Origin of the sequence: Streptomyces griseorubiginosus (assembly GCF_017614965.1) — a bacterium.
GTDB lineage: Bacteria > Actinomycetota > Actinomycetes > Streptomycetales > Streptomycetaceae > Streptomyces > Streptomyces griseorubiginosus_B.
Map to the genome: position 1 here is coordinate 13,217 of NZ_WVUG01000061.1, position 21,685 is coordinate 34,901.

General features: G+C 71.4%; 23 protein-coding genes. 16 read left to right on the forward strand and 7 right to left on the reverse strand.

Features of this window, described 5'->3' with window-relative positions:
- Positions 1 to 3 precede the first annotated feature (3 nt).
- The gene (locus GRC12_RS14670; RefSeq protein WP_005481602.1) at positions 4 to 300 is read left to right on the forward strand and encodes a DUF4193 domain-containing protein; all 297 of its coding nucleotides are present in this window, start codon (positions 4 to 6) and stop codon (positions 298 to 300) included.
- A 13-nt stretch (positions 301 to 313) separates the two neighbouring features.
- Positions 314 to 1,246, forward strand: a complete 933-nt coding sequence (locus GRC12_RS14675) for a hypothetical protein (RefSeq protein WP_208779684.1) — start codon at positions 314 to 316, stop codon at positions 1,244 to 1,246.
- A gap of 6 nt (positions 1,247 to 1,252) precedes the next feature.
- Here GRC12_RS14675 and GRC12_RS14680 read toward each other — a convergent pair whose 3' ends face one another.
- The gene (locus tag GRC12_RS14680; protein ID WP_208779685.1) at positions 1,253 to 1,717 is read right to left on the reverse strand and encodes a DUF3093 domain-containing protein; all 465 of its coding nucleotides are present in this window, start codon (positions 1,715 to 1,717) and stop codon (positions 1,253 to 1,255) included.
- A gap of 58 nt (positions 1,718 to 1,775) precedes the next feature.
- Here GRC12_RS14680 and GRC12_RS14685 point away from each other — a divergent pair, with 58 nt between their 5' ends.
- The 9 genes from GRC12_RS14685 to GRC12_RS14725 all read left to right on the forward strand — a co-directional run bounded on the left by GRC12_RS14685 (position 1,776) and on the right by GRC12_RS14725 (position 10,346).
- Positions 1,776 to 2,360 carry a PaaI family thioesterase gene (locus GRC12_RS14685; RefSeq protein ID WP_208779686.1) on the forward strand — a complete coding sequence of 195 codons (585 nt, stop codon included), beginning with the start codon at positions 1,776 to 1,778 and terminating at the stop codon, positions 2,358 to 2,360.
- Positions 2,357 to 2,908, forward strand: coding sequence for a dUTP diphosphatase (gene dut, locus GRC12_RS14690; RefSeq protein WP_208779687.1), 552 nt, complete (start codon positions 2,357 to 2,359; stop codon positions 2,906 to 2,908). The genes GRC12_RS14685 and dut overlap by 4 nt, the downstream gene beginning before the upstream one ends.
- Position 2,909: 1 nt before the next feature.
- Positions 2,910 to 3,671 carry a DUF3710 domain-containing protein gene (locus GRC12_RS14695; RefSeq protein WP_208779688.1) on the forward strand — a complete coding sequence of 254 codons (762 nt, stop codon included), beginning with the start codon at positions 2,910 to 2,912 and terminating at the stop codon, positions 3,669 to 3,671.
- Between the two features lie 155 nt (positions 3,672 to 3,826).
- On the forward strand, positions 3,827 to 5,005 hold the full coding sequence (locus GRC12_RS14700; protein ID WP_208779689.1) for an alginate lyase family protein: 1,179 nt from the start codon (positions 3,827 to 3,829) through the stop codon (positions 5,003 to 5,005).
- A 59-nt stretch (positions 5,006 to 5,064) separates the two neighbouring features.
- Positions 5,065 to 5,790 (forward strand): ABC transporter ATP-binding protein, encoded by a 726-nt coding sequence (locus GRC12_RS14705; protein ID WP_208779690.1) that lies wholly within the window; start codon positions 5,065 to 5,067, stop codon positions 5,788 to 5,790.
- Positions 5,791 to 5,904: 114 nt separating this feature from the next.
- Entirely contained in the window at positions 5,905 to 8,448 is a 2,544-nt protein-coding gene (locus GRC12_RS14710) for a sensor histidine kinase (protein WP_208779691.1), read from the forward strand.
- Positions 8,445 to 9,131 (forward strand): response regulator, encoded by a 687-nt coding sequence (locus tag GRC12_RS14715; protein WP_208779692.1) that lies wholly within the window; start codon positions 8,445 to 8,447, stop codon positions 9,129 to 9,131. Before GRC12_RS14710 ends, GRC12_RS14715 begins: the two co-directional genes overlap by 4 nt.
- 45 nt (positions 9,132 to 9,176) lie before the next feature.
- Positions 9,177 to 9,575: an OB-fold nucleic acid binding domain-containing protein gene (locus tag GRC12_RS14720; protein ID WP_133046108.1), complete on the forward strand. Its 399-nt coding sequence runs from the start codon at positions 9,177 to 9,179 to the stop codon at positions 9,573 to 9,575.
- A 3-nt stretch (positions 9,576 to 9,578) separates the two neighbouring features.
- Positions 9,579 to 10,346 carry a DUF3159 domain-containing protein gene (locus GRC12_RS14725; RefSeq protein WP_208779693.1) on the forward strand — a complete coding sequence of 256 codons (768 nt, stop codon included), beginning with the start codon at positions 9,579 to 9,581 and terminating at the stop codon, positions 10,344 to 10,346.
- Positions 10,347 to 10,413: 67 nt separating this feature from the next.
- Here GRC12_RS14725 and GRC12_RS14730 read toward each other — a convergent pair whose 3' ends face one another.
- Together GRC12_RS14730 and GRC12_RS14735 are read right to left on the reverse strand one after the other, a co-directional pair.
- Complete coding sequence (locus GRC12_RS14730; protein ID WP_133046106.1) at positions 10,414 to 11,091, reverse strand: potassium channel family protein; 678 nt, start codon at positions 11,089 to 11,091, stop codon at positions 10,414 to 10,416.
- Entirely contained in the window at positions 11,091 to 11,762 is a 672-nt protein-coding gene (locus GRC12_RS14735; protein WP_133046105.1) for a potassium channel family protein, read from the reverse strand. Before GRC12_RS14735 ends, GRC12_RS14730 begins: the two co-directional genes overlap by 1 nt.
- Positions 11,763 to 12,186: 424 nt before the next feature.
- Here GRC12_RS14735 and GRC12_RS14740 point away from each other — a divergent pair, with 424 nt between their 5' ends.
- From GRC12_RS14740 to GRC12_RS14755, 4 genes are all read left to right on the forward strand, one after another.
- On the forward strand, positions 12,187 to 14,259 hold the full coding sequence (locus tag GRC12_RS14740) for an APC family permease (protein WP_208779694.1): 2,073 nt from the start codon (positions 12,187 to 12,189) through the stop codon (positions 14,257 to 14,259).
- A gap of 91 nt (positions 14,260 to 14,350) precedes the next feature.
- Positions 14,351 to 15,682, forward strand: coding sequence for a class I SAM-dependent RNA methyltransferase (locus tag GRC12_RS14745; protein WP_208779695.1), 1,332 nt, complete (start codon positions 14,351 to 14,353; stop codon positions 15,680 to 15,682).
- A gap of 220 nt (positions 15,683 to 15,902) precedes the next feature.
- A complete protein-coding gene (locus tag GRC12_RS14750; protein ID WP_208779696.1) occupies positions 15,903 to 16,469 on the forward strand; it encodes a carboxymuconolactone decarboxylase family protein in 567 nt (188 codons plus the stop codon).
- The gene (locus GRC12_RS14755; RefSeq protein ID WP_208779697.1) at positions 16,466 to 17,317 is read left to right on the forward strand and encodes an RNA polymerase sigma-70 factor; all 852 of its coding nucleotides are present in this window, start codon (positions 16,466 to 16,468) and stop codon (positions 17,315 to 17,317) included. Before GRC12_RS14750 ends, GRC12_RS14755 begins: the two co-directional genes overlap by 4 nt.
- Positions 17,318 to 17,383: 66 nt before the next feature.
- On the opposite strand, the gene katG is transcribed toward GRC12_RS14755, so the two are convergent.
- A complete protein-coding gene (gene katG / locus GRC12_RS14760; protein WP_208779698.1) occupies positions 17,384 to 19,582 on the reverse strand; it encodes a catalase/peroxidase HPI in 2,199 nt (732 codons plus the stop codon).
- Between the two features lie 25 nt (positions 19,583 to 19,607).
- Positions 19,608 to 20,045: a Fur family transcriptional regulator gene (locus GRC12_RS14765; RefSeq protein ID WP_208779699.1), complete on the reverse strand. Its 438-nt coding sequence runs from the start codon at positions 20,043 to 20,045 to the stop codon at positions 19,608 to 19,610.
- A 151-nt stretch (positions 20,046 to 20,196) separates the two neighbouring features.
- Between GRC12_RS14765 and GRC12_RS14770 the strand changes: the two genes are divergently transcribed.
- A complete protein-coding gene (locus GRC12_RS14770; RefSeq protein ID WP_208779700.1) occupies positions 20,197 to 20,550 on the forward strand; it encodes a hypothetical protein in 354 nt (117 codons plus the stop codon).
- Between the two features lie 2 nt (positions 20,551 to 20,552).
- Here GRC12_RS14770 and GRC12_RS14775 read toward each other — a convergent pair whose 3' ends face one another.
- Positions 20,553 to 21,230, reverse strand: coding sequence for a cupredoxin domain-containing protein (locus GRC12_RS14775; protein ID WP_208779701.1), 678 nt, complete (start codon positions 21,228 to 21,230; stop codon positions 20,553 to 20,555).
- Positions 21,218 to 21,685: hypothetical protein (locus GRC12_RS14780; RefSeq protein WP_208779702.1), on the reverse strand; the 468-nt coding region annotated here is incomplete at its 5' end. The genes GRC12_RS14775 and GRC12_RS14780, both read right to left, overlap by 13 nt.

Sequence of the window (21,685 nt, forward strand, 5' to 3'; positions counted from 1 at the left end):
GAAATGGCAACGGATTACGACACCCCACGCAAGACCGACGACGATGTGGACTCCGACAGCCTTGAAGAGCTGAAGGCCAGGAGGAACGACAAGTCCACCTCGGCGGTCGACGTCGACGAGTTCGAGGCCGCCGAAGGCCTGGAACTGCCCGGGGCCGACCTCTCCAACGAGGAGCTGGCCGTCCGGGTGCTGCCCAAGCAACAGGACGAGTTCACCTGCATGAGCTGCTTCCTGGTGCACCACCGCAGCCAGCTGGCCCGGGAGAAGAACGGTCAGCCGATCTGCCGCGACTGCGACTGAGGACGGGTCGGCCGTGACTGGCTCGACCCCTCCCTGGAAGCGCCGCTCCCCTCGGCAGGGAGCGGACGAAGGGCCGCAGTACGGCCCTCACGGCGTGCGTGACGACGAGCGGGGCCCATCGGGTGCGACACCGGAGACCACGGGGTCCACGGGATCGGCCCCGCTCGAACCTGCGGCAGGCCGGGCTGACCTCCCGGTGCCGGCGCAGGGCGGGAATCCCGCGCCCGTCGCCAGGCGACGGGCCGCGGCGATCCGGGACAAGGCCAGGGAAGGCGTGCGCAAGGGCGGCAGCCGGGCCCGCGCCGGCCTGGCGTACCTCGCCGACCGGATCATCGAGATGGCACCCCGGGTGCCCGTACGGGACCTCGCCGCCCTCCGCAGGCAGTTCCCGGGCCTCGGACCCGAGCAGATCGCCGACAAGCTCGTGGCGGGCGCCGCGAGCGCCACCGCCACGGTCGGGGCCGGCATCGGAGCGGCGGCCATGCTGCCCGTACCGCCCGCCATGCCGACCGAGCTGGCCGCGGAGATCACCGGCGTGGCCGCGATCGAGCTGAAGCTGATCGCCGAGCTCCACGAGGTCTACGGACTGCGACCGCCCGGCAACCTCAAGGACCGCAGCACCGCGTACCTCAACTCGTGGTCGGGGGAGCGCGGCATCGAGGTGACCAAACCGTCCACCTTCGGCGGGGCCGTCAACAGCCGGATGAAACAGCAGCTGCGCCAGCAGATCATGAAGCGCGTGGTGCGCGACCTGCCGAACCTGATGCCCTTCATGGTGGGCGCCGCGGTGGGCGCGGTCATGAACCGGCGGGACACCAAGAGGCTCGCCGAGCGCATCCGCAAGGACCTGCGCAAGGCCCAGGTGCCGTGGGACGCGCTGCCCGAGCTGCCGCCCCTGGAGAAGCCGGCGCACCCGCTGGAGCTGGAGGACGGTGCCGCGGGCTGAGTGCCCCTACGCGGCGGCCTCCCGGGCCGCCTTCAGGGCCTCCGCCAGTCGCTCCGGCTCCCGCGTCGACAGGTACAGGTACGGCGTCGGGTCCTCGGGGTCGGTCACGACCACCCGCAGCGCCGTGGGGATGTAGGAGCGCAGCAGCAGGAACGCGCGCGTGTCCGCCTTGTAGGTGCGCCAGGCCCGCGCCTCCTCGCCCTCCAGGATCTCCGTGTCACCGAGCGCCGTCACCGGGATCTTCGCCTCGCCCGCGATCAGCGAGCCGCCCACCACCCTGATGCGGACCGAGCCGTACGAACTCGCCATGACAGCCGCGACCGCCGTGCCGCCGACCAGGCCGCCGAGCAGCGGCAGGGTGCCGAAGGGCAGCAGGATCAGGGCGAAGGAGACGCCCACCAGGAAGGAGATCAGCCACCACGAGCGCGGGGCGGTGAGGCGTTCTTCGTAGGGGGCGGTGGAGAGCTGCATGTGGCCTAGCTTGGCATGGTGTCCGGATGGTGCGGACGCGCGGGTAAGGTCTGCGGCTGTGAGTGGTACTTCAGCAGCTCTCAAGCCTCCCGCCGACGCGGTGAAACCCGTGCGTCATCCCGACGCGCCCGCGCCCGGTGAGCTTCTGGGCGCCCACTACGAACACTGTTTCGGATGTGGCGGCGGGCAGCCCCACGGACTGCACCTGCAGGCGCGGGCCGGGGACGGGGTCAGCATCACGGCCGAGTTCACCGTGCAGCCCGCGCACCAGGGCGCGCCCGGCCTCGCACACGGGGGAGTGCTGGCGACCGCGCTGGACGAGACCCTCGGCTCGCTGAACTGGCTGCTGCGCACGATCGCGGTCACCGGACGCCTGGAAACCGACTTCGTCCGGCCGGTGCCGGTCGGGACGACCCTGTATCTGACGGCCGAGGTCACCGCGGTGGCGGGCCGCAAGATCTACTCGGCCGCCACCGGTCGGCTCGACGCCCCGGACGGTCCCGTCGCCGTGCGCGCCGACGCGCTCTTCATCGAGGTCGAGGTCGGCCACTTCATCGACAACGGGCGGCCCGAGGAGATCCAGGCCGCCATGAACGACCCGGACCAGGTCAGGCGGGCCCGCGCCTTCGAGGTGAACCCGTGAGTCGCGAGCCCCTGAACGTGCTGGTGCGCCGCGTCGACCCGGACGTACCGCTTCCGTCGTACGCGCATCCCGGTGACGCGGGAGCCGATCTGCGCACCACCGAGGCGTGCGAACTGGGGCCCGGGGAACGGGCCGTGCTGCCCACCGGGGTGGCTGTCGCCCTCCCCGAGGGGTACGCGGCCTTCGTGCATCCCCGGTCCGGGCTCGCCGCCCGCTGCGGTGTCGCTCTGGTGAATGCCCCGGGGACGGTTGATGCCGGGTACCGTGGGGAGATCAAGGTGATCGTGGTGAATCTCGACCCGCGCGAGGCGGTGCGGTTCGAGCGCTTCGACCGGATCGCCCAACTGGTCGTCCAGCAGGTCGAGAAGGTCAGCTTCCAGGAGGTGGCGGAGCTTCCCGGCTCGGCACGGGCCGAAGGGGGCTTCGGGTCCACCGGAGGTCATGCCGCGGTGACCGGAGAGAACAGCACAAGCGGTCAGGCCGCCGACGGCGGCACTACGGGTGGGAATCGATACGCTTCGGTCGTATCCGACCGGGAAGGACAGTGACGTGTTCGGACGTCGCAACAAGAAGGGTGCCGCCGAGGACGCGGCCGGCGAGGCCGAGCAGGTCGTCGACAGCGTCGACGCTGAGGCGGACGACGAAGAGGTCGAGCGCGAGCGGGTGAGGCTCGAGCCCGAGCCGCGGCCCGACGGGCCCTGGGACTCCTCCGAGGTGCGCGACCCCGCGGAGGGCCGCGTGGACCTGGGCGGTCTGTTCGTGCCCGGGGTCGACGGCATGGAGCTGCGGGTCGAGGTCGCGGGCGACGCGATCGTCGCGGCGACCGTCGTGCTGCGCGACAGCGCCATCCAGTTGCAGGCCTTCGCCGCGCCCAAGCGCGAGGGCATCTGGGGCGAGGTGCGTGAGGAGATCGGCGCCGGCATCACCCAGCAGGGTGGCATCGTCGACGAGGTCGAGGGGCCGCTCGGCTGGGAGCTGCGCGCCCAGGTGCCGGTGCAGCTGCCGGACGGCACGGGTGGTTTCCAGGTCGTGCGGTTCGTCGGTGTGGACGGTCCGCGCTGGTTCCTGCGCGGGGTGATCTCGGGTCAGGGCGCGGTGCAGCCGCAGGCGGCCGGCCTGCTCGAGCAGATCTTCCGGGACACGGTCGTGGTCCGCGGCGAGGGTCCGATGGCGCCCCGGGACCCGATCGTCCTGAAGCTGCCCAACGACGCCCAGATGGTCCCCGAGGGCGTCCAGCAGGAGGAGTCCTCGCGCTTCTCCGGCGGCATGGGCCAGCTGCAGCGCGGTCCGGAGATCACCGAGGTCCGTTAGACAACCGAGCGACAAGGGCCGTACCCCTCGCGGGGTACGGCCCTTTTTCGTGCACGGGCCCTTGACGGTCGATTGGTCTGTACCTATGGTCTCGGGCCAGCGCCTCTGTTCACGGGGGCGCTCGTCGTTCACATACGAGAACGGGGCCCCCACCCATGCGTCGCATCGCACTGCTCGCAACCGTCTCCGCACTTGTCGTGGGCATGATGACTTGGCCCGCCTCCCGTCACGCCGAAGCCGCCCCCACCGCCTTCGTGCACCCCGGCGTCACCGTCTCCCGGGCCCAGCTGGACTTCACCCGCGGCAAGGTCGACGCCGGTGCCCAGCCGTGGAAAGGCGCCTTCGACCAGATGATGGCGAGCAAGTACGCCGACCTGAACCGCACACCGAAGCCGCGGGCGACGGTCGAGTGCGGCTCGTACTCCAATCCGGACAACGGCTGTACCGACGAGCGCCAGGACGCGATCGCCGCCTACACCGACGCGCTCGCCTGGTACATCACCCGCGACGACCGGTACGCGAAGAAGTCGATCCAGCTCATGGACGCCTGGTCCGCCGTGATCAAGCAGCACACCAACAGCAACGCGCCCCTGCAGACCGGCTGGGCGGGCTCCTCCTGGCCGCGCGCCGCCGAGATCATCAAGTACACGTACACCGGCGGCTGGGCCAACTCCGGCCGCTTCGCGACCATGCTCCGCACCGTCTACCTGCCCGAGGTCATCGGCGGCTCCAACTCCAACGGCAACTGGGAGCTGTCGATGATGGAGGCCGCCGTCGGCATCTCCGTCCTCCTCGAGGACAAGTCGTCGTACGACAAGGCCATGGCGAGGTTCCGCACCCGCGCGGCCGCCTACGTCTACCTCTCCTCCGACGGCGACCTGCCGAAGACCGTGCCGAGCCAGAACCTCGACACCAGGGCGAAGATCGTCGGCTACTGGCAGGGGCAGTCCGCCTTCGTCACCGGGCTCACCCAGGAGACCTGCCGCGACTTCACCCACACGGGGTACGGCCTCTCCGCGATGTCCCACGTCGCCGAGACCAGCCGCATCCAGGGCCAGGACCTGTACGGCACCGACGTCGGCGAACGGCTGCGCCAGGCGCTCGGGTTCCAGGCCAAGTACCAGCTGGGCGCCGCCGTCCCGAGCTGGCTGTGCGGCGGCTCGCTCAAACTCGGGCTCGGACCGGTCACCGAGGTCGGCTACAACGCCCTGCACAACCGTCTCGGCATCGCGATGAGCAACACCCAGGCCCTGACCGAACGGCAGCGGCCGGCCGGCTCCGACAACCTCTTCGTGGCCTGGGAGACCCTCACCCACGGCGACAACCCGAGCTGAACCGTTGATCGACCGGGCGCCGACCGCGATACTGGCGCCCGGTCGACGGGGGAGGCGACATGAGCGGCCAGGTGGCCACCGGGACCATGGTGCGCGTCGAGGACGTCCACAAGTCCTACGGCCGGGGGGCGGCCGCCGTGCACGCCCTGCGCGGTGTCTCCTTCGAGATCCCGCGCGGTGAACTCGTCGCCCTCAAGGGGCGCTCCGGGTCGGGCAAGACGACGCTCCTCAACATCGTCGGAGGGCTCGACGCACCGGACCGCGGGCGGGTCACCGTCGACGGGCAGGACCTGTCGGAGCTCGGCGAGGAGGGGCTGCTGGCGCTGCGCCGCGACCGGGTCGGCTTCGTCTTCCAGTCCTTCGGGCTGATCCCGATCCTCACGGCCGCCGAGAACGTCGGCGTCCCGATGCGGCTGCGCCGGGCCGAGGTACGCGCGCGTGAGGAGCGCGTCGAACTGCTGCTCGCCCTGGTGGGCCTCACCGACCACGCCGCCCAGCGGCCCGGCGAGCTCTCCGGCGGCCAGCAGCAGCGCGTCGCCATCGCCCGCGCCCTCGCCAACAGCCCCGCGCTGCTGATCGCCGACGAACCGACCGGCCAGCTGGACGCCGAGACCGGACACGCGGTCATGGAGCTGCTGCGGGCCGTCGTCCACAGCGAGCACTCCGCCACCTTGGGCTTCACCGAGGGACCTCCGTCCGTCCTCGTCGCCACCCATGACACGACCCTCCTCGACCTGGCCGACCGGGTGCTGGAGCTCAGCGACGGGGAGATCGTCGAGGCGTGAGCGTCAGAGTTCCGTCAAAGACGGCTTCCGGCGCCTTCCGGGCACGATGAGTCGCGATTGTTGGCCGTAAGGTCGACGCTGCGTAGGCAGCAGTGACCGGAAGACAATGGGGCCATGGGACGCGGCAAGCTTCGGATCTACCTCGGTGCGGCACCGGGCGTCGGCAAGACGTACGCGATGCTCTCCGAGGCGCACCGGCGCGTGGAGCGGGGCACCGACTGCGTGGTGGCCTTCGTGGAGCACCACGACCGGCCGCGCACCGAGGTGATGCTGCACGGCCTGAAGCAGGTGCCGCGCCGCGAGCTGGAGTACCGGGGCACGACGTTCACGGAGATGGACGTGGACGCCGTACTCGCCCGGAACCCCGAGGTCGCCCTCGTGGACGAGCTGGCCCACACCAACGTCCCCGGCTCCCGCAACGCCAAGCGCTGGCAGGACGTCGAGGAGCTCCTCGCGGCCGGTGTCGACGTCGTGTCCACGGTCAACATCCAGCACCTGGAGTCCCTCGGCGACGTCGTCGAGTCGATCACCGGTGTACGGCAGCGGGAGACCGTGCCGGACGAAATGGTGCGGCGGGCCGACCAGATCGAGCTGGTCGACATGTCGCCGCAGGCCCTGCGCCGCCGGATGGCGCACGGCAACATCTACAAACCCGACAAGGTCGACGCGGCCCTGTCCAACTACTTCCGTCCGGGCAATCTCACCGCCCTGCGCGAGCTGGCCCTGCTCTGGGTGGCCGACCGGGTCGACGAGTACCTGCAGCAGTACCGCAGCGAGCACCGGGTGTCGAAGATCTGGGGTTCGCGCGAGCGGATCGTGGTCGGGCTCACCGGCGGTCCCGAGGGGCGCACCCTGATCCGGCGGGCCGCGCGGCTCGCGGAGAAGGGCGCAGGCGGCGAGGTGCTGGCGGTCTACATAGCCAGCAGCGACGGGCTGACGGCCGCCTCCCCGAAGGAACTCGCCGTCCAGCGCACCCTCGTGGAGGACCTCGGCGGCACCTTCCACCACGTCGTCGGCGACGACATACCGGCCGCCCTGCTCGCCTTCGCGCGCGGCGTCAACGCCACCCAGATCGTGCTCGGCGTCTCGCGCCGCAAGAGCTGGCAGTACGTCTTCGGACCCGGCGTCGGCGCCACGGTCGCCCGGGACTCGGGGCCCGACCTCGACGTCCACCTCATCACGCACGACGAGGCCGGCAAGGGGCGCGGACTGCCGGTCGCCCGGGGCGCGCGGCTCGGCCGGTCCCGGATCATCTGGGGCTGGGTGATCGGCGTCGCCGGGCCGGCGGTCCTGGCCGCGCTGCTCAACACCGTCCACCTCGGTCTCGCCAACGACATGCTGCTGTTCCTCGCGGTGACCGTCGCGGCCGCGCTGCTCGGCGGACTGCTTCCGGCGCTCGCCTCGGCCGCGGTCGGCTCCCTGCTGCTGAACTACTTCTACACACCGCCCCTGCACCGCTGGACGATCGCCGACCCCAGGAACATCGTCGCCATCGTGATCTTCGTCGGCGTCGGTGTCTCGGTGGCCTCCGTCGTCGACCTCGCGGCCCGCCGCACCCATCAGGCGGCCCGGCTGCGCGCCGAGTCGGAGATCCTGTCCTTCCTCGCGGGCAACGTGCTGCGCGGCGAGACCGGCCTGGAGGAGCTGCTGGAGCGGGTCCGGGAGACCTTCGGCATGGAGTCGGCGGCCCTGCTGGAGCGGGCCGGCGACCACGACCCGTGGACGTGCGCGGGCCGCGCGGGGTTCGGACCCGCCGTGGAGCGGCCGGAGGAGGCCGACGTGGACGTCCCGGTCGGCGACCACATGGCGCTCGCGCTGACCGGCCGGGTGCTGCCCGCCGAGGACCGCCGGGTGCTGGCCGCGTTCGCGGCGCAGGCCGCCGTGGTCCTGGACCGCCGGCGCCTGCGGGAGGAGGCCGACCAGGCCCGCGCGCTCGCCGAGGGCAACCGGATCCGTACGGCGCTGCTGGCCGCCGTCAGCCACGACCTGCGCACCCCCCTCGCCGGCATCAAGGCGGCCGTCTCCTCCCTGCGCTCCGACGACGTGGCCTGGTCGGAGGAGGACCAGGCCGAGCTGCTCGAGGGCATCGAGGAGGGCGCCGACCGGCTCGACCACCTCGTCGGCAACCTCCTCGACATGTCCCGCCTGCAGACCGGCACGGTCACCCCGCTGATCCGCGAGGTCGACCTCGACGAGGTGGTGCCGATGGCGCTCGTCGGGGTTCCCGAGGACAGCGTCGAACTGGACGTCCCGGAGACCCTGCCCATGGTCGCCGTCGACCCGGGGCTGCTGGAGCGGTCGGTGGCCAACCTGGTCGAGAACGCCGTCAAGTACAGCCCGCCGGGCAGACCGGTGCTGGTCGGCGCCAGCGCCATCGCCGACCGCGTGGAGGTCCGGGTCGTCGACCGCGGCCCCGGCGTCCCGGACGACGGCAAGGAGCGCATCTTCGAGCCCTTCCAGCGCTACGGCGACGCCCCGCGCGGCGCCGGAGTGGGGCTCGGGCTCGCGGTGGCCCGCGGCTTCGCGGAGGCGATGGGCGGCACCCTCACCGCCGAGGACACACCGGGCGGCGGCCTCACCATGGTGCTCACCCTGCGTGCGGAAGGATCGCACGCGGAGGTCCTCCCCTCGGCGGAACCCGAAAGGCAGGTCACATGACCCGGGTGCTCGTGATCGACGACGAGCCGCAGATCGTGCGCGCCCTCGTGATCAACCTCAAGGCGCGCAAGTACGAGGTCGACGCGGCCCACGACGGCACAACCGCCCTGCAGATCGCCGCCGCCCGCCACCCCGACGTCGTCGTCCTCGACCTGGGCCTGCCCGACATGGACGGCGTCGAGGTGATCCGCGGCCTGCGCGGCTGGACCCGGGTGCCGATCCTGGTGCTGTCCGCCCGGCACACCTCCGACGAGAAAGTCGAGGCCCTCGACGCGGGCGCCGACGACTACGTCACCAAGCCCTTCGGCATGGACGAGCTGCTCGCCCGGCTGCGGGCCGCCGTCCGGCGCGCCGAGCCCGTCGGGGCCGGGGAGGACGAGGTGACGACCGTGGAGACGGAGGAGTTCACCGTCGACCTGGCCGCGAAGAAGGTCAACCGGGGCGGCCGGGACGTCCGGCTGACCCCCACCGAGTGGCATCTGCTGGAGGTGCTGGTCCGCAGCACGGGCCGGCTGGTCAGCCAGCGGCAGCTGCTGCAGGAGGTGTGGGGACCGTCGTACGGGACGGAGACCAACTACCTGCGCGTGTACATGGCCCAGCTGCGCAGAAAGCTGGAGGCGGACCCGTCCCACCCCAAGCACTTCATTACCGAGCCCGGGATGGGGTACCGGTTCGAGCGGTAGGGCTGTGGGTACGAAGCTGTCAGTGCGTCCCGGTACGCTTCAGATATGAGTGCTGTTCCTCGTTCCGAAAAGCCGGTGGGCCGGTTCCGGCGCATGCTCGACCGGCTCTCCTCGTCCCAGGAGGACCTGGAGTCCGAGGAGCTGCGCGAGGACGCCGAGACGACGGGCTGCGTGCGGATCGGCGACTGTCACGACCGACAGATCGTCACGGTTACTGGTACCTTGCGCACGGTCACCCTGCGGCCGCGTGCGGGCGTCCCGGCCCTGGAGGCCGAGCTGTTCGACGGCTCCGCCGCGCTGGACGTGGTGTGGCTCGGCCGGCGCTCCATAGTCGGGATAGAGCCTGGACGCAGACTGATCGCATCGGGCCGGATCTCGATGAGCCGGGGCCGCCGGGTGCTGTTCAATCCGAAATACGAACTGAGACCCCTGGGACGGGAGTAGCCGGTGACGTCGCTCGACAAGCCGACAGAGGACACGTCTGCCGACGACGCACGGGCGGTGACCGAGGCCGCCCTGTTCGAGGCGTTCGGCGGCGTGCGGGGCATGGTCGAGACGGTGCTGCCCGGTCTCCTCTTCGTCACCATCTTCACGATCAACAAGGACCTGCACTGGTCGGCGATCGCCGCCCTCGCGGTGTCCCTGCTGCTGGTGGTGGTCCGGCTGGCCATGCGGACCACCGTCAAGCACGCGTTCAGCGGTGTCTTCGGCGTCGCCTTCGGTGTGGTCTTCGCCATGATGACCGGCAACGCCAAGGACTTCTACCTCCCCGGCATGCTCTACACGCTGGGCCTGGCGCTGGCGTACATCGTCACGACCCTGTGCGGTGTCCCGCTGATCGGTCTGATCCTCGGCCCGGTCTTCAAGGAGAACCTCTCCTGGCGCACCCGAAACCCCGGCCGCAAGAAGGCGTACGCGAAGGCCAGTTGGGCCTGGGGCCTGATCCTGCTGGCCAAGTGCGCGATCCTCTTCCCGCTGTACTGGTGGGCCAACACCGCGCAACTGGGCTGGGTCCTGGTCGCGTTGAAGATCCCGCCGTTCCTGCTGGCGGTCTGGCTGACCTGGGTGTTCCTGGCGAAGGCACCGGCCCCGATCGACGTCTTCGCCGAGATGGAGGCCGAGGAGCAGGCCGAGAAGGAGCGCAAGGCGGCGCTGGCTGCCGAGCGCGCGGAGCAGGGTGAGGCGGCCGCCGGACGGCACCGCCGAGAGGCCTAGTCTCCGGTACGACGATGAGGGGCGCCCCACGCGCGTGGGGCGCCCCTCATCGTCGTACCGCGGACCGCTAGCCCGCCGCGTCCTCCCGGCGCACCGACAGCAGGTCCTCCAGCTGCTCCTCCCTGGCCTGCGCGGCGACGAACAGCAGCTCGTCGCCCGGTTCCAGGGAGTCGTCGCGGGACGGGGTGAGGACCCGGGTGCCGCGGATGATCGTGACCAGGGAGGTGTCCTCCGGCCATTCCACGTCGCCCACCTGGGTGCCGGCCAGGGCCGACTCCTCCGGGAGGGTCAGTTCGACCAGGTTCGCGTCGCCGTGACTGAAGCGCAGCAGGCGGACCAGGTCGCCGACCGAGACCGCCTCCTCGACCAGGGCCGACATCAGACGCGGCGTGGAGACCGCCACGTCGACGCCCCAGGACTCGTTGAAGAGCCACTCGTTCTTCGGGTTGTTCACCCGGGCCACGACGCGCGGGACGCCGTACTCCGTCTTCGCCAGCAGGGAGACGACCAGGTTGACCTTGTCGTCGCCCGTCGCGGCGATCACGACGTTGCAGCGCTGGAGCGCCGCCTCGTCCAGGGAGGTGATCTCGCAGGCGTCGGCCAGCAGCCACTCCGCCTGGGGGACCCGCTCGACCGAGATGGCGGTCGGCGTCTTGTCCACGAGCAGGACCTCGTGGCCGTTCTCCAGCAGTTCGGCCGCGATCGAGCGGCCGACCGCGCCGGCGCCGGCAATGGCGACCCTCATCAGTGACCGCCCTCCTCTTCGGGACCCTTGGCGAAGGACGCCTCGACCTTGTCGACCTCGTCGGTGCGCATCATCACGTGCACCAGGTCGCCCTCCTGCAGCACCGTCTGCGACGTGGGCAGGATCGCCTCGCCGAGCCGGGTGAGGAACGCCACGCGGACGCCCGTCTCCTCCTGGAGCCTGCTGACCTTGTGGCCCACCCAGGCGGGCGAGGTGTGCACCTCGGCGAGCTGGACACCGCCGCTGGGGTCGCGCCACAGGGGCTCGGCACCCGAGGGGAGCAGGCGGCGCAGCATCTGGTCGGCGGTCCAGCGGACCGTGGCGACCGTGGGGATGCCCAGGCGCTGGTAGACCTCGGCGCGGCGGGGGTCGTAGATCCGGGCCGCTACGTTCTCCACGCCGAACATCTCGCGGGCGACGCGCGCCGCGATGATGTTGGAGTTGTCGCCGCTGGAGACGGCCGCGAAGGCGCCGGCCTCCTCGATGCCGGCCTCGCGCAGGGTGTCCTGGTCGAAGCCGACCCCGGTGACCCGGCGGCCGCCGAACCCGGGGCCGAGACGGCGGAAGGCGGTGGGGTCCTGGTCGACCACGGCGACCGTGTGCCCCTGTTGCTCCAATGTCTGGGCGAGAGCGGAACCCACTCTTCCGCAGCCCATGATGACGATGTGCACGACCGTCCTTCCGGTGTCCAAAAACTACAGCTCAGCATCAGGGTCTCAGACCGACGCCCAAGCTACACACGCGCGGTAGGACGTCGGCACCCCTGTGCACGGTTGCCGTCACTCCCGGTGTCCCAGCGACGGCTGATGCTCCGCGCGCTCGCGAGGGTCAGGATTCCGAGGCCGACGAGGGACGCGGCGGCGCCGATCAGTTCCGCGGTGGCGTGCATGGGACCTCCAGGGGGCTGCGACGGCCGGGAATCGGGCGGGAGTTAGTCATATAGGCATGGAGGGCGGGCCGCCTGCGGAATCCGCAGCGGAAGCGCTTGCGGATTTCACCCGGTGAGCAGACGGAAGACGGGGGTCCGCCGCTCGAGCGTGTCGAGAGCGGGGGAGGGTGGTTGAGCACCCGTTCGAACGCCTACGATGCTCTGTTGTGTCCAAACTGACCGACGTGCCCAAACGGATCTTGATCGGGCGCGCTCTGCGCAGTGACCGGCTGGGCGAAACGCTCCTGCCGAAGCGCATCGCCCTCCCCGTCTTCGCCTCCGACCCGCTGTCCTCCGTGGCCTACGCCCCCGGAGAGGTGCTGCTGGTCCTGTCCATCGCGGGCGTGTCGGCGTACCACTTCAGCCCCTGGATCGCCCTCGCGGTCGTCGTGCTGATGTTCACCGTGGTCGCCTCCTACCGGCAGAACGTGCACGCCTACCCGAGCGGTGGCGGGGACTACGAGGTGGCCACGACCAACCTCGGCTCCAAGGCCGGCCTCACCGTCGCCAGCGCCCTGCTCGTCGACTACGTCCTGACCGTCGCCGTGTCGATCGCCTCCGGCATCGAGAACCTCGGCTCGGCGGTCCCCTTCGTGGTCGAGCACAAGGTGCTGTGCGCGGTCGCCGTGATCGTGCTGCTCACCCTGATGAACCTGCGCGGCGTCAAGGAGTCCGGCAAGCTCTTCGCGATCCCGACGTACGTGTTCGTCGGCGGCGTCTTCGTCATGATCGCGTGGGGCGCCTTCCGCGGACTGGTGCTGAACGACACCATGCGCGCGCCGACCGCCGAGTACACGATCAAGGCCGAGCACCAGGGTCTGGCCGGCTTCGCCCTGGTCTTCCTGATGCTGCGCGCCTTCTCCTCCGGCTGTGCCGCGCTGACCGGTGTCGAGGCGATCTCCAACGGCGTGCCGGCCTTCCGCAAGCCGAAGTCGAAGAACGCGGCGACCACGCTCGCCATGATGGGCCTGCTGGCCGTCACCATGTTCTGCGGCATCATCGTCCTCGCCCTGACGACCAAGGTCCGCATGGCCGAGAACCCGGCCACCGACCTGCTCAAGCACGGCGTCGGGGTCGGCGCCGACTACGTCCAGAACCCGGTGATCACCCAGGTCGCCGAGGCCGTCTTCGGCAAGGGCAGCTTCTTCTTCGTGGTGCTCGCCGCGGCCACCGCGCTCGTGCTGTTCCTGGCCGCCAACACGGCCTACAACGGCTTCCCGGTGCTCGGCTCGATCCTCGCCCAGGACCGCTACCTGCCCCGCCAGCTGCACACCCGCGGCGACCGCCTCGCCTTCTCCAACGGCATCGTGCTGCTGGCCGGCGCCGCGACCCTGCTGACCGTGATCTACGGCGCCGACTCCACACGCCTGATCCAGCTCTACATCGTCGGTGTGTTCGTGTCCTTCACCCTCAGCCAGACCGGCATGGTCCGGCACTGGAACCGCCACCTGGCGGTCGAGAAGGACCCCGCCAAGCGCAGCCACATGATCCGCTCGCGGGCCATCAACACCTTCGGCGCCTTCTTCACCGGCCTGGTTCTGGTCGTCGTCCTGGTCACCAAGTTCACGCACGGCGCCTGGGTGGCGCTGCTCGGCATGTGCATCTTCTACGCGACGATGACCGCGATCCGTAAGCACTACGACGGCGTCGCCGCGGAGATCGCGGCCCCCGAGGGCCCGAGCGACGACAGCGTACGGCCCTCCCGCATCCACTCCGTCGTCCTGATCTCCAAGATCCACCGCCCGACGCTGCGCGCCCTCGCCTACGCCAAGCTGATGCGCTCGGACTCGCTGGAGGCGCTCACCGTCAACGTCGACCCGGCCGAGACCAAGGCGCTGCGCGAGGAGTGGGAGCGGCGGGGGATCGACGTACCGCTGAAGGTGCTGGACTCGCCCTACCGCGAGATCACGCGGCCGATCATCGAGTACGTCAAGAGCCTGCGCAAGGAGTCGCCGCGGGACGCGGTGTCCGTGATCATCCCGGAGTACGTGGTCGGCCACTGGTACGAGCACCTGCTGCACAACCAGAGCGCGCTGCGGCTGAAGGGCCGGCTGCTGTTCACGCCGGGGATCATGGTGACGTCCGTGCCCTACCAGCTGCAGTCCTCGGAGCTGGCGAAGGCCCGGGCCCGCAAGCGGCAGGAGTGGAACGCGCCGGGTTCGGTGCGACGCGGCCCCGCCCAGGCGGGCCGGGCGAAGGAGCCGTCGGGCACCTCGGGCACCCCGGGCCCGCAGGGCTGACGCTCGCCGGTCATCGGCCGGACGGCACCCACGTAGACTGGTGGGCTGTTGTCCGGCCGCCGTTCTTTCTCACCTCTGGAGTCACCCCGCCATGCAGGCAGAACCGAAGAAGTCGCTGGTCGGGGCGGAGTACGAGGTCGAGGTCGGCCCCGTCGCCCACGGCGGGCACTGCATCGCCCGCACGGACGAGGGCCAGGTGCTGTTCGTCCGGCACGCGCTGCCCGGTGAGCGGGTCGTGGCGCGGGTGACCGAGGGCGAGGAGGGGGCCCGCTTCCTGCGCGCGGACGCCGTGTCCGTGCTGGAGGCGTCCAAGGACCGGATCGAGGCGCCCTGCCCCTACGCCGGTCCTGGCCGCTGCGGCGGCTGCGACTGGCAGCACGCCAAGCCCGGGGCACAGCGCCGGCTGAAGGGCGAGGTCGTCGCCGAGCAGCTGCGCCGGCTCGCGGGGCTGACGCCCGAGGAGGCCGGCTGGGACGGCACGGTGATGCCGGCCGAGGGCGACAAGCTGCCGGCGGGCGAGGTGCCGCAGTGGCGCACCCGCGTGCAGTACGCGGTGGACGCCTCCTCCGGGCGGGCGGGGCTGCGCCGGCACCGCTCGCACGAGGTGGAGCCGATCGACCACTGCATGATCGCGTCCGCCGGAGTGAGCGAGCTCGGCATCGAGAAGCGGGACTGGACCGGCATGGCGTCCATCGACGCGATCGCGGCGACCGGTTCGCAGGACCGCCAGGTCATCCTGGAGCCGAGGCCGGGCGCCCGGCTGCCCATCGTCGAACTGGACAAGCCGGTCTCCGTGATGCGGGTCGGCGAGAAGGACGGCGGCATCCACCGCGTCCACGGGCGCCCCTTCGTGCGCGAGCGCGCCGACGGCCGTACCTACCGCGTGGGCAGCGGCGGCTTCTGGCAGGTGCACCCGAAGGCCGCCGACACCCTGGTCACCGCGGTCATGCAGGGCCTGCTCCCGCGCAAGGGCGAGACGGCGCTCGACCTGTACTGCGGAGTGGGTCTCTTCGCGGGCGCCCTCGCCGACCGGCTCGGCGAGAAGGGAGCCGTCCTCGGCATCGAGTCAGGCAAGCGCGCCGTCGAGGACGCCCGGCACAACCTCGCCGACTTCGACCGGGTCCGCATCGAGCAGGGCAAGGTCGAGTCCGTCCTGCCCCGCACCGGCATCACCGAGGTCGACCTCATCGTGCTGGACCCCCCGCGCGCGGGTGCGGGCCGCAAGACCGTCGAACACCTCTCCTCCCTGGGCGCCCGCCGCATCGCCTACGTCGCCTGCGACCCCGCGGCGCTCGCCCGCGACCTGGGGTACTTCCGGGACGGGGGGTACCGGGTGCGGACGCTGCGGGCGTTCGATCTGTTTCCGATGACGCACCACGTGGAGTGCGTGGCGATTCTGGAGCCGGCTGCCAAGGGCTCCTGAGCCGCGGTTTCGGTGTGCGCCCCGCAGGTGCGGGCGCCCACGCGCTTGGCCTCGAACTCGCGCATGCTCGGGCCCGGCCCCGACGGACACCCGGGCCCCGACCCGATCACCGAGCAGACGGAATACGCGCGGGCCGCGAGGACGCGTCGGTGTCACATGGGCGTCCTTGGCGGTGTCTTCATGGCGAACGGCCGACAGGGCCATGGACGAGGAGGACACCGTGACGTTGCGTGTGCCGAAGGCGGAGCTCGCGCCGGAGCTCAGGGACGCTCTGGTCGAGCAGCTCGGGGCCGTGCCCGAGCCCGTCGAAGTGCTGTGGAACCACCCCGAACTCGCCGAGGCCAACCAGGAGTTCGCGGCCCGGGTGGCGGCGTGGGACGCCGCCGACGCGAGCCTGAAGACGTTCGCGCACATGGCGGTGGCGGCCCAGGTCGGCTGCGGCTGGTGCCTGGACGTCAACTACTTCCACGCCCTGAACCAGAAGCTGGACCTCACCAGGGCGAGCCAGGTGCCGCGCTGGCGGGAGGCGGAGGTGTTCACGCCGCTGGAGCGGGACGTGCTGGAGTACGCCGAGGCGATGACGAACACGCCCCCGACCGTCACCGACGACCTGTCCGCGAGGCTGCTGGAGCGGCTCGGTCCGGCGGCGCTGGTCGAACTCACCGTGTTCATCGGCTTCGCCAACCTGGCGACCAGGTGCAACCTCGCGCACGGCATCACCTCGCAGGGCTACTCCGACGCCTGCGGGATCCCGCTCGCGAGCCGCCCGGGGAAGCCGGCCGCATGACCGAGGACGCCTTCGTCGCCCACCGCGGCCTGCTGTTCACCGTCGCCTACGAGATGCTCGGCTCGGCGGCCGACGCGGAGGACGTGCTGCAGGAGTCCTGGCTGCGCTGGGCCGACGTCGACCGGACGCGGGTGCGCGACCCACGCGCCTATCTGGTGCGGACCGTGACCCGGCAGGCCCTCAACCGGCTGCGGTCGCTGGCGCGCAGCCGTGAGGAGTACGTCGGCGAGTGGCTGCCGGAACCCCTGCTGACCAGCCCCGACGTCGCCGAGGACGTAGAGCTCGCGGAGAGTGTCTCGATCGCGATGCTGACCGTGCTGGAGACGCTCGGGCCGACCGAGCGGGCGGTGTTCGTGCTGCGTGAGGTCTTCGAGCTGCCGTACGGCGAGATCGCCCAGGCGGTGGGGAAGTCCACGGCGGCGGTGCGGCAGATCGCGCGCCGGGCCCGGGAGCACGTGGCCGCCCGGCGGCCGCGGACCCGGGTGAGCCCGGCGGAGCAGCGGGCCGTGGTCGAGCGGTTCCTGGCCGCCCTGCGCACCGGGCGGGTGCAGGAGCTCATGGAGGTCCTCGCGCCGGACGTGGTCCTGGTGGCCGACGGCGGCGGACTGGCGGGCGCCGCTCCGGCCCCCGTGTGCGGCGCCGAGGCGGTGGCACGGCTGCTCGCCCGCCCCGACCGGGTGGTGTCGGCGGTGTGGCTCAACGGCGCGCCCGCGGGCCGCGTCGAACTGGCCGGCCGGTCGGCCGCGGTGAGCCTGGTGGTGGAGGACGGGCGGATCACCCGCATCCACGCCGTGGCGAACCCGGAGAAGCTGACCCGGCTCGACGAACCGGCCGAACTGGCCAGGTAGGTCCCCCCACGAACGGCCGGGCCGGCCCTGATGGGCCGGCCCGGGCGTCTGTGAGCTACAGCGGGATCAGGCGATGTCGAAGCGGTCCGCGTTCGAGACCTTGACCCAGGCCGACACGAAGTCCTGCACGAACTTCTCCTTCGCGTCGTCGCTCGCGTAGACCTCGGCCAGCGCGCGCAGCTCGGAGTTCGAGCCGAAGACCAGGTCGGCGCGGCTGCCCGCCCACTTGAGCTCGCCCGTGACGTCGTCGCGGCCCTCGAAGGTGTTCTGGTCCTCCGAGGTCGCCCGCCAGGTGGTGCCCAGGTCGAGCAGGTTGACGAAGAAGTCGTTCGTCAGGGAACCCGGGGTCTGGGTGAAGACACCGAGCTGCGAGTTCTGGTAGTTGGCGCCCAGGACACGCAGACCGCCGACCAGGACGGTCATCTCGGGCGCGCTCAGGCCCAGCAGGTTCGCCTTGTCCAGCAGCAGGTACTCGGCCGGCAGGCGGTTGCCCTTGCCCAGGTAGTTGCGGAAGCCGTCCGCGGTGGGCTCCAGCGCCTCGAAGGACTCGGCGTCGGTGTGCTCCTCCGTGGCGTCCACCCGGCCCGGGGTGAAGGGCACCTCGATCTCGTAACCGCCGTCCTTGGCGGCCTTCTCGATCGCGGCGGCACCGCCGAGGACGATCAGGTCGGCCAGGGAGACCTTCTTCGCGCCGGAGTTCGCGTTGAACTCCTGCTGGACGCCCTCGAGGACGCGCAGCACCTGCGCCAGCTCGTCGGGCTCGTTGACCTCCCAGCCGGCCTGCGGCTGCAGACGGATCCGGGCGCCGTTGGCACCGCCGCGCTTGTCGCTGTTGCGGAAGGTGGAGGCGGAGGCCCACGCGGTGGACACGAGCTGCGCGACGGACAGACCCGAGTCGAGCAGCTTGGCCTTGAGGGCCGTGACGTCGGCGGCGTCGATGAGCTCGCCCTCGGGCTCCGGCAGCGGGTCCTGCCAGATCAGCGTCTCCGCCGGGACCTCCGGGCCGAGGTAGAGCGACTTCGGGCCCATGTCACGGTGGGTCAGCTTGAACCAGGCGCGGGCGAAGGCGTCCGCGAACTGGTCGGGGTTCTCGTAGAAGCGGCGCGAGATCTGCTCGTAGACCGGGTCGAACCGCAGCGAGAGGTCGGTGGTGAGCATGGTGGGCAGGCGCTTCTTCGACGGGTCGTGCGCGTCGGGGATGATCGCCTCGGCGTCCTTCGCGACCCACTGCTTCGCGCCGGCCGGGCTCTCGGTGAGCTCGTACTCGTACTCGAAGAGGTTCTTGAAGAAGCCGTTGCTCCACTGGGTCGGCGTGGCGGTCCAGGTGACCTCCAGGCCGGACGTGATCGCGTCGCCGCCCTTGCCGGTGCCGTAGGTGCTCTTCCAGCCCAGGCCCTGCTGCTCGATCGGCGCGGCCTCGGGGTCGGGGCCGACGTGGTCCGCCGGGCCGGCGCCGTGGGTCTTGCCGAAGGTGTGGCCGCCGGCGATCAGGGCGACGGTCTCCTCGTCGTTCATCGCCATGCGGCGGAACGTCTCGCGGATGTCGCGGGCCGCGGCGACCGGGTCCGGGTTGCCGTTCGGGCCCTCGGGGTTGACGTAGATGAGGCCCATCTGGACCGCGCCGAGCGGGCTCTCCAGCTCACGGTCGCCGGTGTAGCGCTGGTCGTCCAGCCAGACCGTCTCGGGACCCCAGTACACGTCCTCCTCGGACTCCCAGACGTCCTCGCGGCCGCCGCCGAAGCCGAAGGTCTCGAAGCCCATGGACTCCAGGGCGACGTTGCCGGCGAGGATCATCAGGTCGGCCCAGGACAGGCTCTTGCCGTACTTCTTCTTCACCGGCCACAGCAGACGGCGAGCCTTGTCCAGGTTGCCGTTGTCCGGCCAGCTGTTGAGCGGGGCGAAGCGCTGCTGACCGGCGCCGGCGCCGCCGCGGCCGTCGCTGATGCGGTAGGTGCCCGCGCTGTGCCAGGCCATGCGGATCATGAACGGGCCGTAGTGACCGAAGTCGGCCGGCCACCAGTCCTTGGAGTCCGTGAGCACCTCGGCGATGTCCTGTTTCACGGCCGCGAGGTCGAGGCTCTGGAACGCCTCGGCGTAGTCGAAGTCCTCACCGAGCGGGTTGGCCACCGCGGGGTTCTTGGCAAGGATCTTCAGGTTGAGCCTCTCCGGCCACCACTGGCGGTTTCCACCGCCCTGGGTGGGGTGCAGGGCGCGGTCGTGCGCCACCGGGCACTTCGCCTCTGCGGCGGGGGTGTTCTCAGACATGCGAATCCTTCCGGGTGTTCGGTGCTCAGGCCGTGCGTGCGGTGGAACAGTCGGGACACAGGCCCCAGTAGATGACCTCGGCCTCGTCGATCGCGAATCCGCGGTCGTCGGACGCGGTGAGGCAGGGTGCGTGCCCCACCGCGCAGTCGACGTCGAAGACGGCGCCGCAGGACCGGCACACCAGGTGGTGGTGGTTGTCCCCGACCCTGCCCTCGAACCGGGCGGGGCTGCCCGGCGGTTCGATGCGGCGTACGAGGCCCGCCGTGGTGAGCGCGTTGAGGGCGTCGTACACGGCTTGCAGTGATATGTGGCCGACCCGGGCCCGCACGCCCGAGGCGATGGCCTCGGCGTCGAGATGGTCACCGGCCCGGACGGTCTCGAGCAGTGCGACGCGGGCGGCCGTCACCCGCAGGCCGGCACCGCGCAGCTCATCGGCGGTGGACGCTGGCTGGGGTGTGGTCATGGCGACCAACCTACCCCCATAAACACGAACGCTTCAAGAAAACGAGGAGTACAAGTTTGGTGTCGCCCGGGTGACCTCCGGCTCCACGCGCAGGGTGAATCCGTGCATGGATGTCCGGTGTGCGCCCGGCGCGTGCGCTGTGCTGGACCGCGTGAGGGTCTTCGTTCTGTGCGCGTGGCTGCTGACGGCGGGCCTCGGCGGCTGTCCGGCCTCGGTGTGGATCCGCCTGCGCCCCGCGCCATGGCGGCCTGCGGCAGCGCGCGTCACGGGTGACGCGCGCTGCCGCTGCGGCTCGTCGTGGGACAGACATGTCCTGCTCGCCGTCGGCCGTCCGGCCTCCTGGACCGCCTACCCGGCGGGCGGAGTCCGCGACACGGCCTGGGCGACTGGTGCCGTGGTGCTGATCGTGGCCGCCTTCGGCTTCATGATGCCGCTGCGCCGGCTGCCCGGCTCCGGCCGGCACTCCGTGCTGCTGCTCGTGCTGGTGGTCCTGGGGCAGGCGTGACGTCAGCCGGCCTCGGGCTCCTCGCGACGGGTCGCGGCCGAGCGGGAGCCGACCAGGAGCAGGCACAGCACGGCGACACCGGCGACGACGCCGGTGAGGAGCAGCAGCGGGTCGAGGGGACGGGTCGGGGAGGCCGCGGTGTCCTGCGTGTCCGGAGCGGGAGCGGACGCGGACGGGGTGACCGCCGGCGGCGTCTGGACGGCTGCCGCCTCGGTCGCCCGCGGGGACGGGGTCATGGTCATCGACGGCATGTCCGAGGCGGTGGCCCGCCTGGTGGGTACGGCCGCGGGGGCGGAGGCCGGGTGCCGGTGGACCGGAGCGTGCGTGGTCGGGGCGGGGGCCGGCTCGACGACGAGCCGGGCGGTCATACCCGGGTGCACGGTGCACAGGTAGCCGTACGTCCCCGGCGTGGTGAACGTGTGGCTCCAGCTGCCGCCCTTGCTCAGCATCGGCGAGTGGACCGAGGCGGGACCGGAGGTGGTCTTCACGTCGTGGGGTGCCTGGTCCCGGTTGGTCCAGGTGACGGTGTCCCCGGCGGTGATGGTGAGCGAGCGGGGCGCGAAGGCGTAGCCGGACATGACGACCTGGTGCGTGCCGGACGCCTCGGCCGCGGGGGCGGGCAGGACGAGGGCGGCGCCCGTCACGAACAGGGCGCCGAGCAGAGCGGTCAGACGGGGCATGTGAACTCCGCGGCGACGAGCAGCCGGACACGGGCCGCGGGGCGGGTGCGGGGCAGGGTGAGTCCGGTCGTACGGCGCAGGGGGCGGTACGGCAGCCGGAGCGTGCCGAGGACCAGGAGCCGGTCGGCGGTGCGCTCGACGACCCGGAAGCCGAAGACGGCCGGGAACGGCTCGCCGGTCAGGGCGAGTTCACCGGGGACGTGCAGCCGGGTGGCCTCGTCCGTGGGGGTGAGGCTCGTGCTGGCGAAGGTGAGCTGTCTCCCGCCCAGCGGCCGGCCGGCCAGCGCCAGCCCCAGCGCGCAGTCGTCGGAGTCCTGCGCCACGGTGAGCGTCGCGTCCAGCGCGGTGAGCCTGCGGCGGAAGGTGGTCAACGGGCCGAGACGTGCGGTCAGTTCGGCGATGCAGCGGTCCGGGGTGGCGGTGTAGGCGCCGGGTTCGGGCAGCCAGTCGGGGCC

Bases quoted from the DNA above. Each gene is read 5' to 3' on its own strand.
- GRC12_RS14670 (WP_005481602.1), top strand. From the start codon at position 4: ATGGCAACGGATTACGACACCCCACGCAAGACCGACGACGATGTGGAC.
- GRC12_RS14680 (WP_208779685.1), bottom strand. From the start codon at position 1,717: ATGCAGCTCTCCACCGCCCCCTACGAAGAACGCCTCACCGCCCCGCGC.
- GRC12_RS14700 (WP_208779689.1), top strand. From the start codon at position 3,827: ATGCGTCGCATCGCACTGCTCGCAACCGTCTCCGCACTTGTCGTGGGC.
- GRC12_RS14705 (WP_208779690.1), top strand. From the start codon at position 5,065: ATGAGCGGCCAGGTGGCCACCGGGACCATGGTGCGCGTCGAGGACGTC.
- GRC12_RS14710 (WP_208779691.1), top strand. From the start codon at position 5,905: ATGGGACGCGGCAAGCTTCGGATCTACCTCGGTGCGGCACCGGGCGTC.
- GRC12_RS14715 (WP_208779692.1), top strand. From the start codon at position 8,445: ATGACCCGGGTGCTCGTGATCGACGACGAGCCGCAGATCGTGCGCGCC.
- GRC12_RS14720 (WP_133046108.1), top strand. From the start codon at position 9,177: ATGAGTGCTGTTCCTCGTTCCGAAAAGCCGGTGGGCCGGTTCCGGCGC.
- GRC12_RS14730 (WP_133046106.1), bottom strand. From the start codon at position 11,091: ATGAGGGTCGCCATTGCCGGCGCCGGCGCGGTCGGCCGCTCGATCGCG.
- GRC12_RS14745 (WP_208779695.1), top strand. From the start codon at position 14,351: ATGCAGGCAGAACCGAAGAAGTCGCTGGTCGGGGCGGAGTACGAGGTC.
- GRC12_RS14755 (WP_208779697.1), top strand. From the start codon at position 16,466: ATGACCGAGGACGCCTTCGTCGCCCACCGCGGCCTGCTGTTCACCGTC.
- katG (WP_208779698.1), bottom strand. From the start codon at position 19,582: ATGTCTGAGAACACCCCCGCCGCAGAGGCGAAGTGCCCGGTGGCGCAC.
- GRC12_RS14765 (WP_208779699.1), bottom strand. From the start codon at position 20,045: ATGACCACACCCCAGCCAGCGTCCACCGCCGATGAGCTGCGCGGTGCC.
- GRC12_RS14775 (WP_208779701.1), bottom strand. From the start codon at position 21,230: ATGCCCCGTCTGACCGCTCTGCTCGGCGCCCTGTTCGTGACGGGCGCC.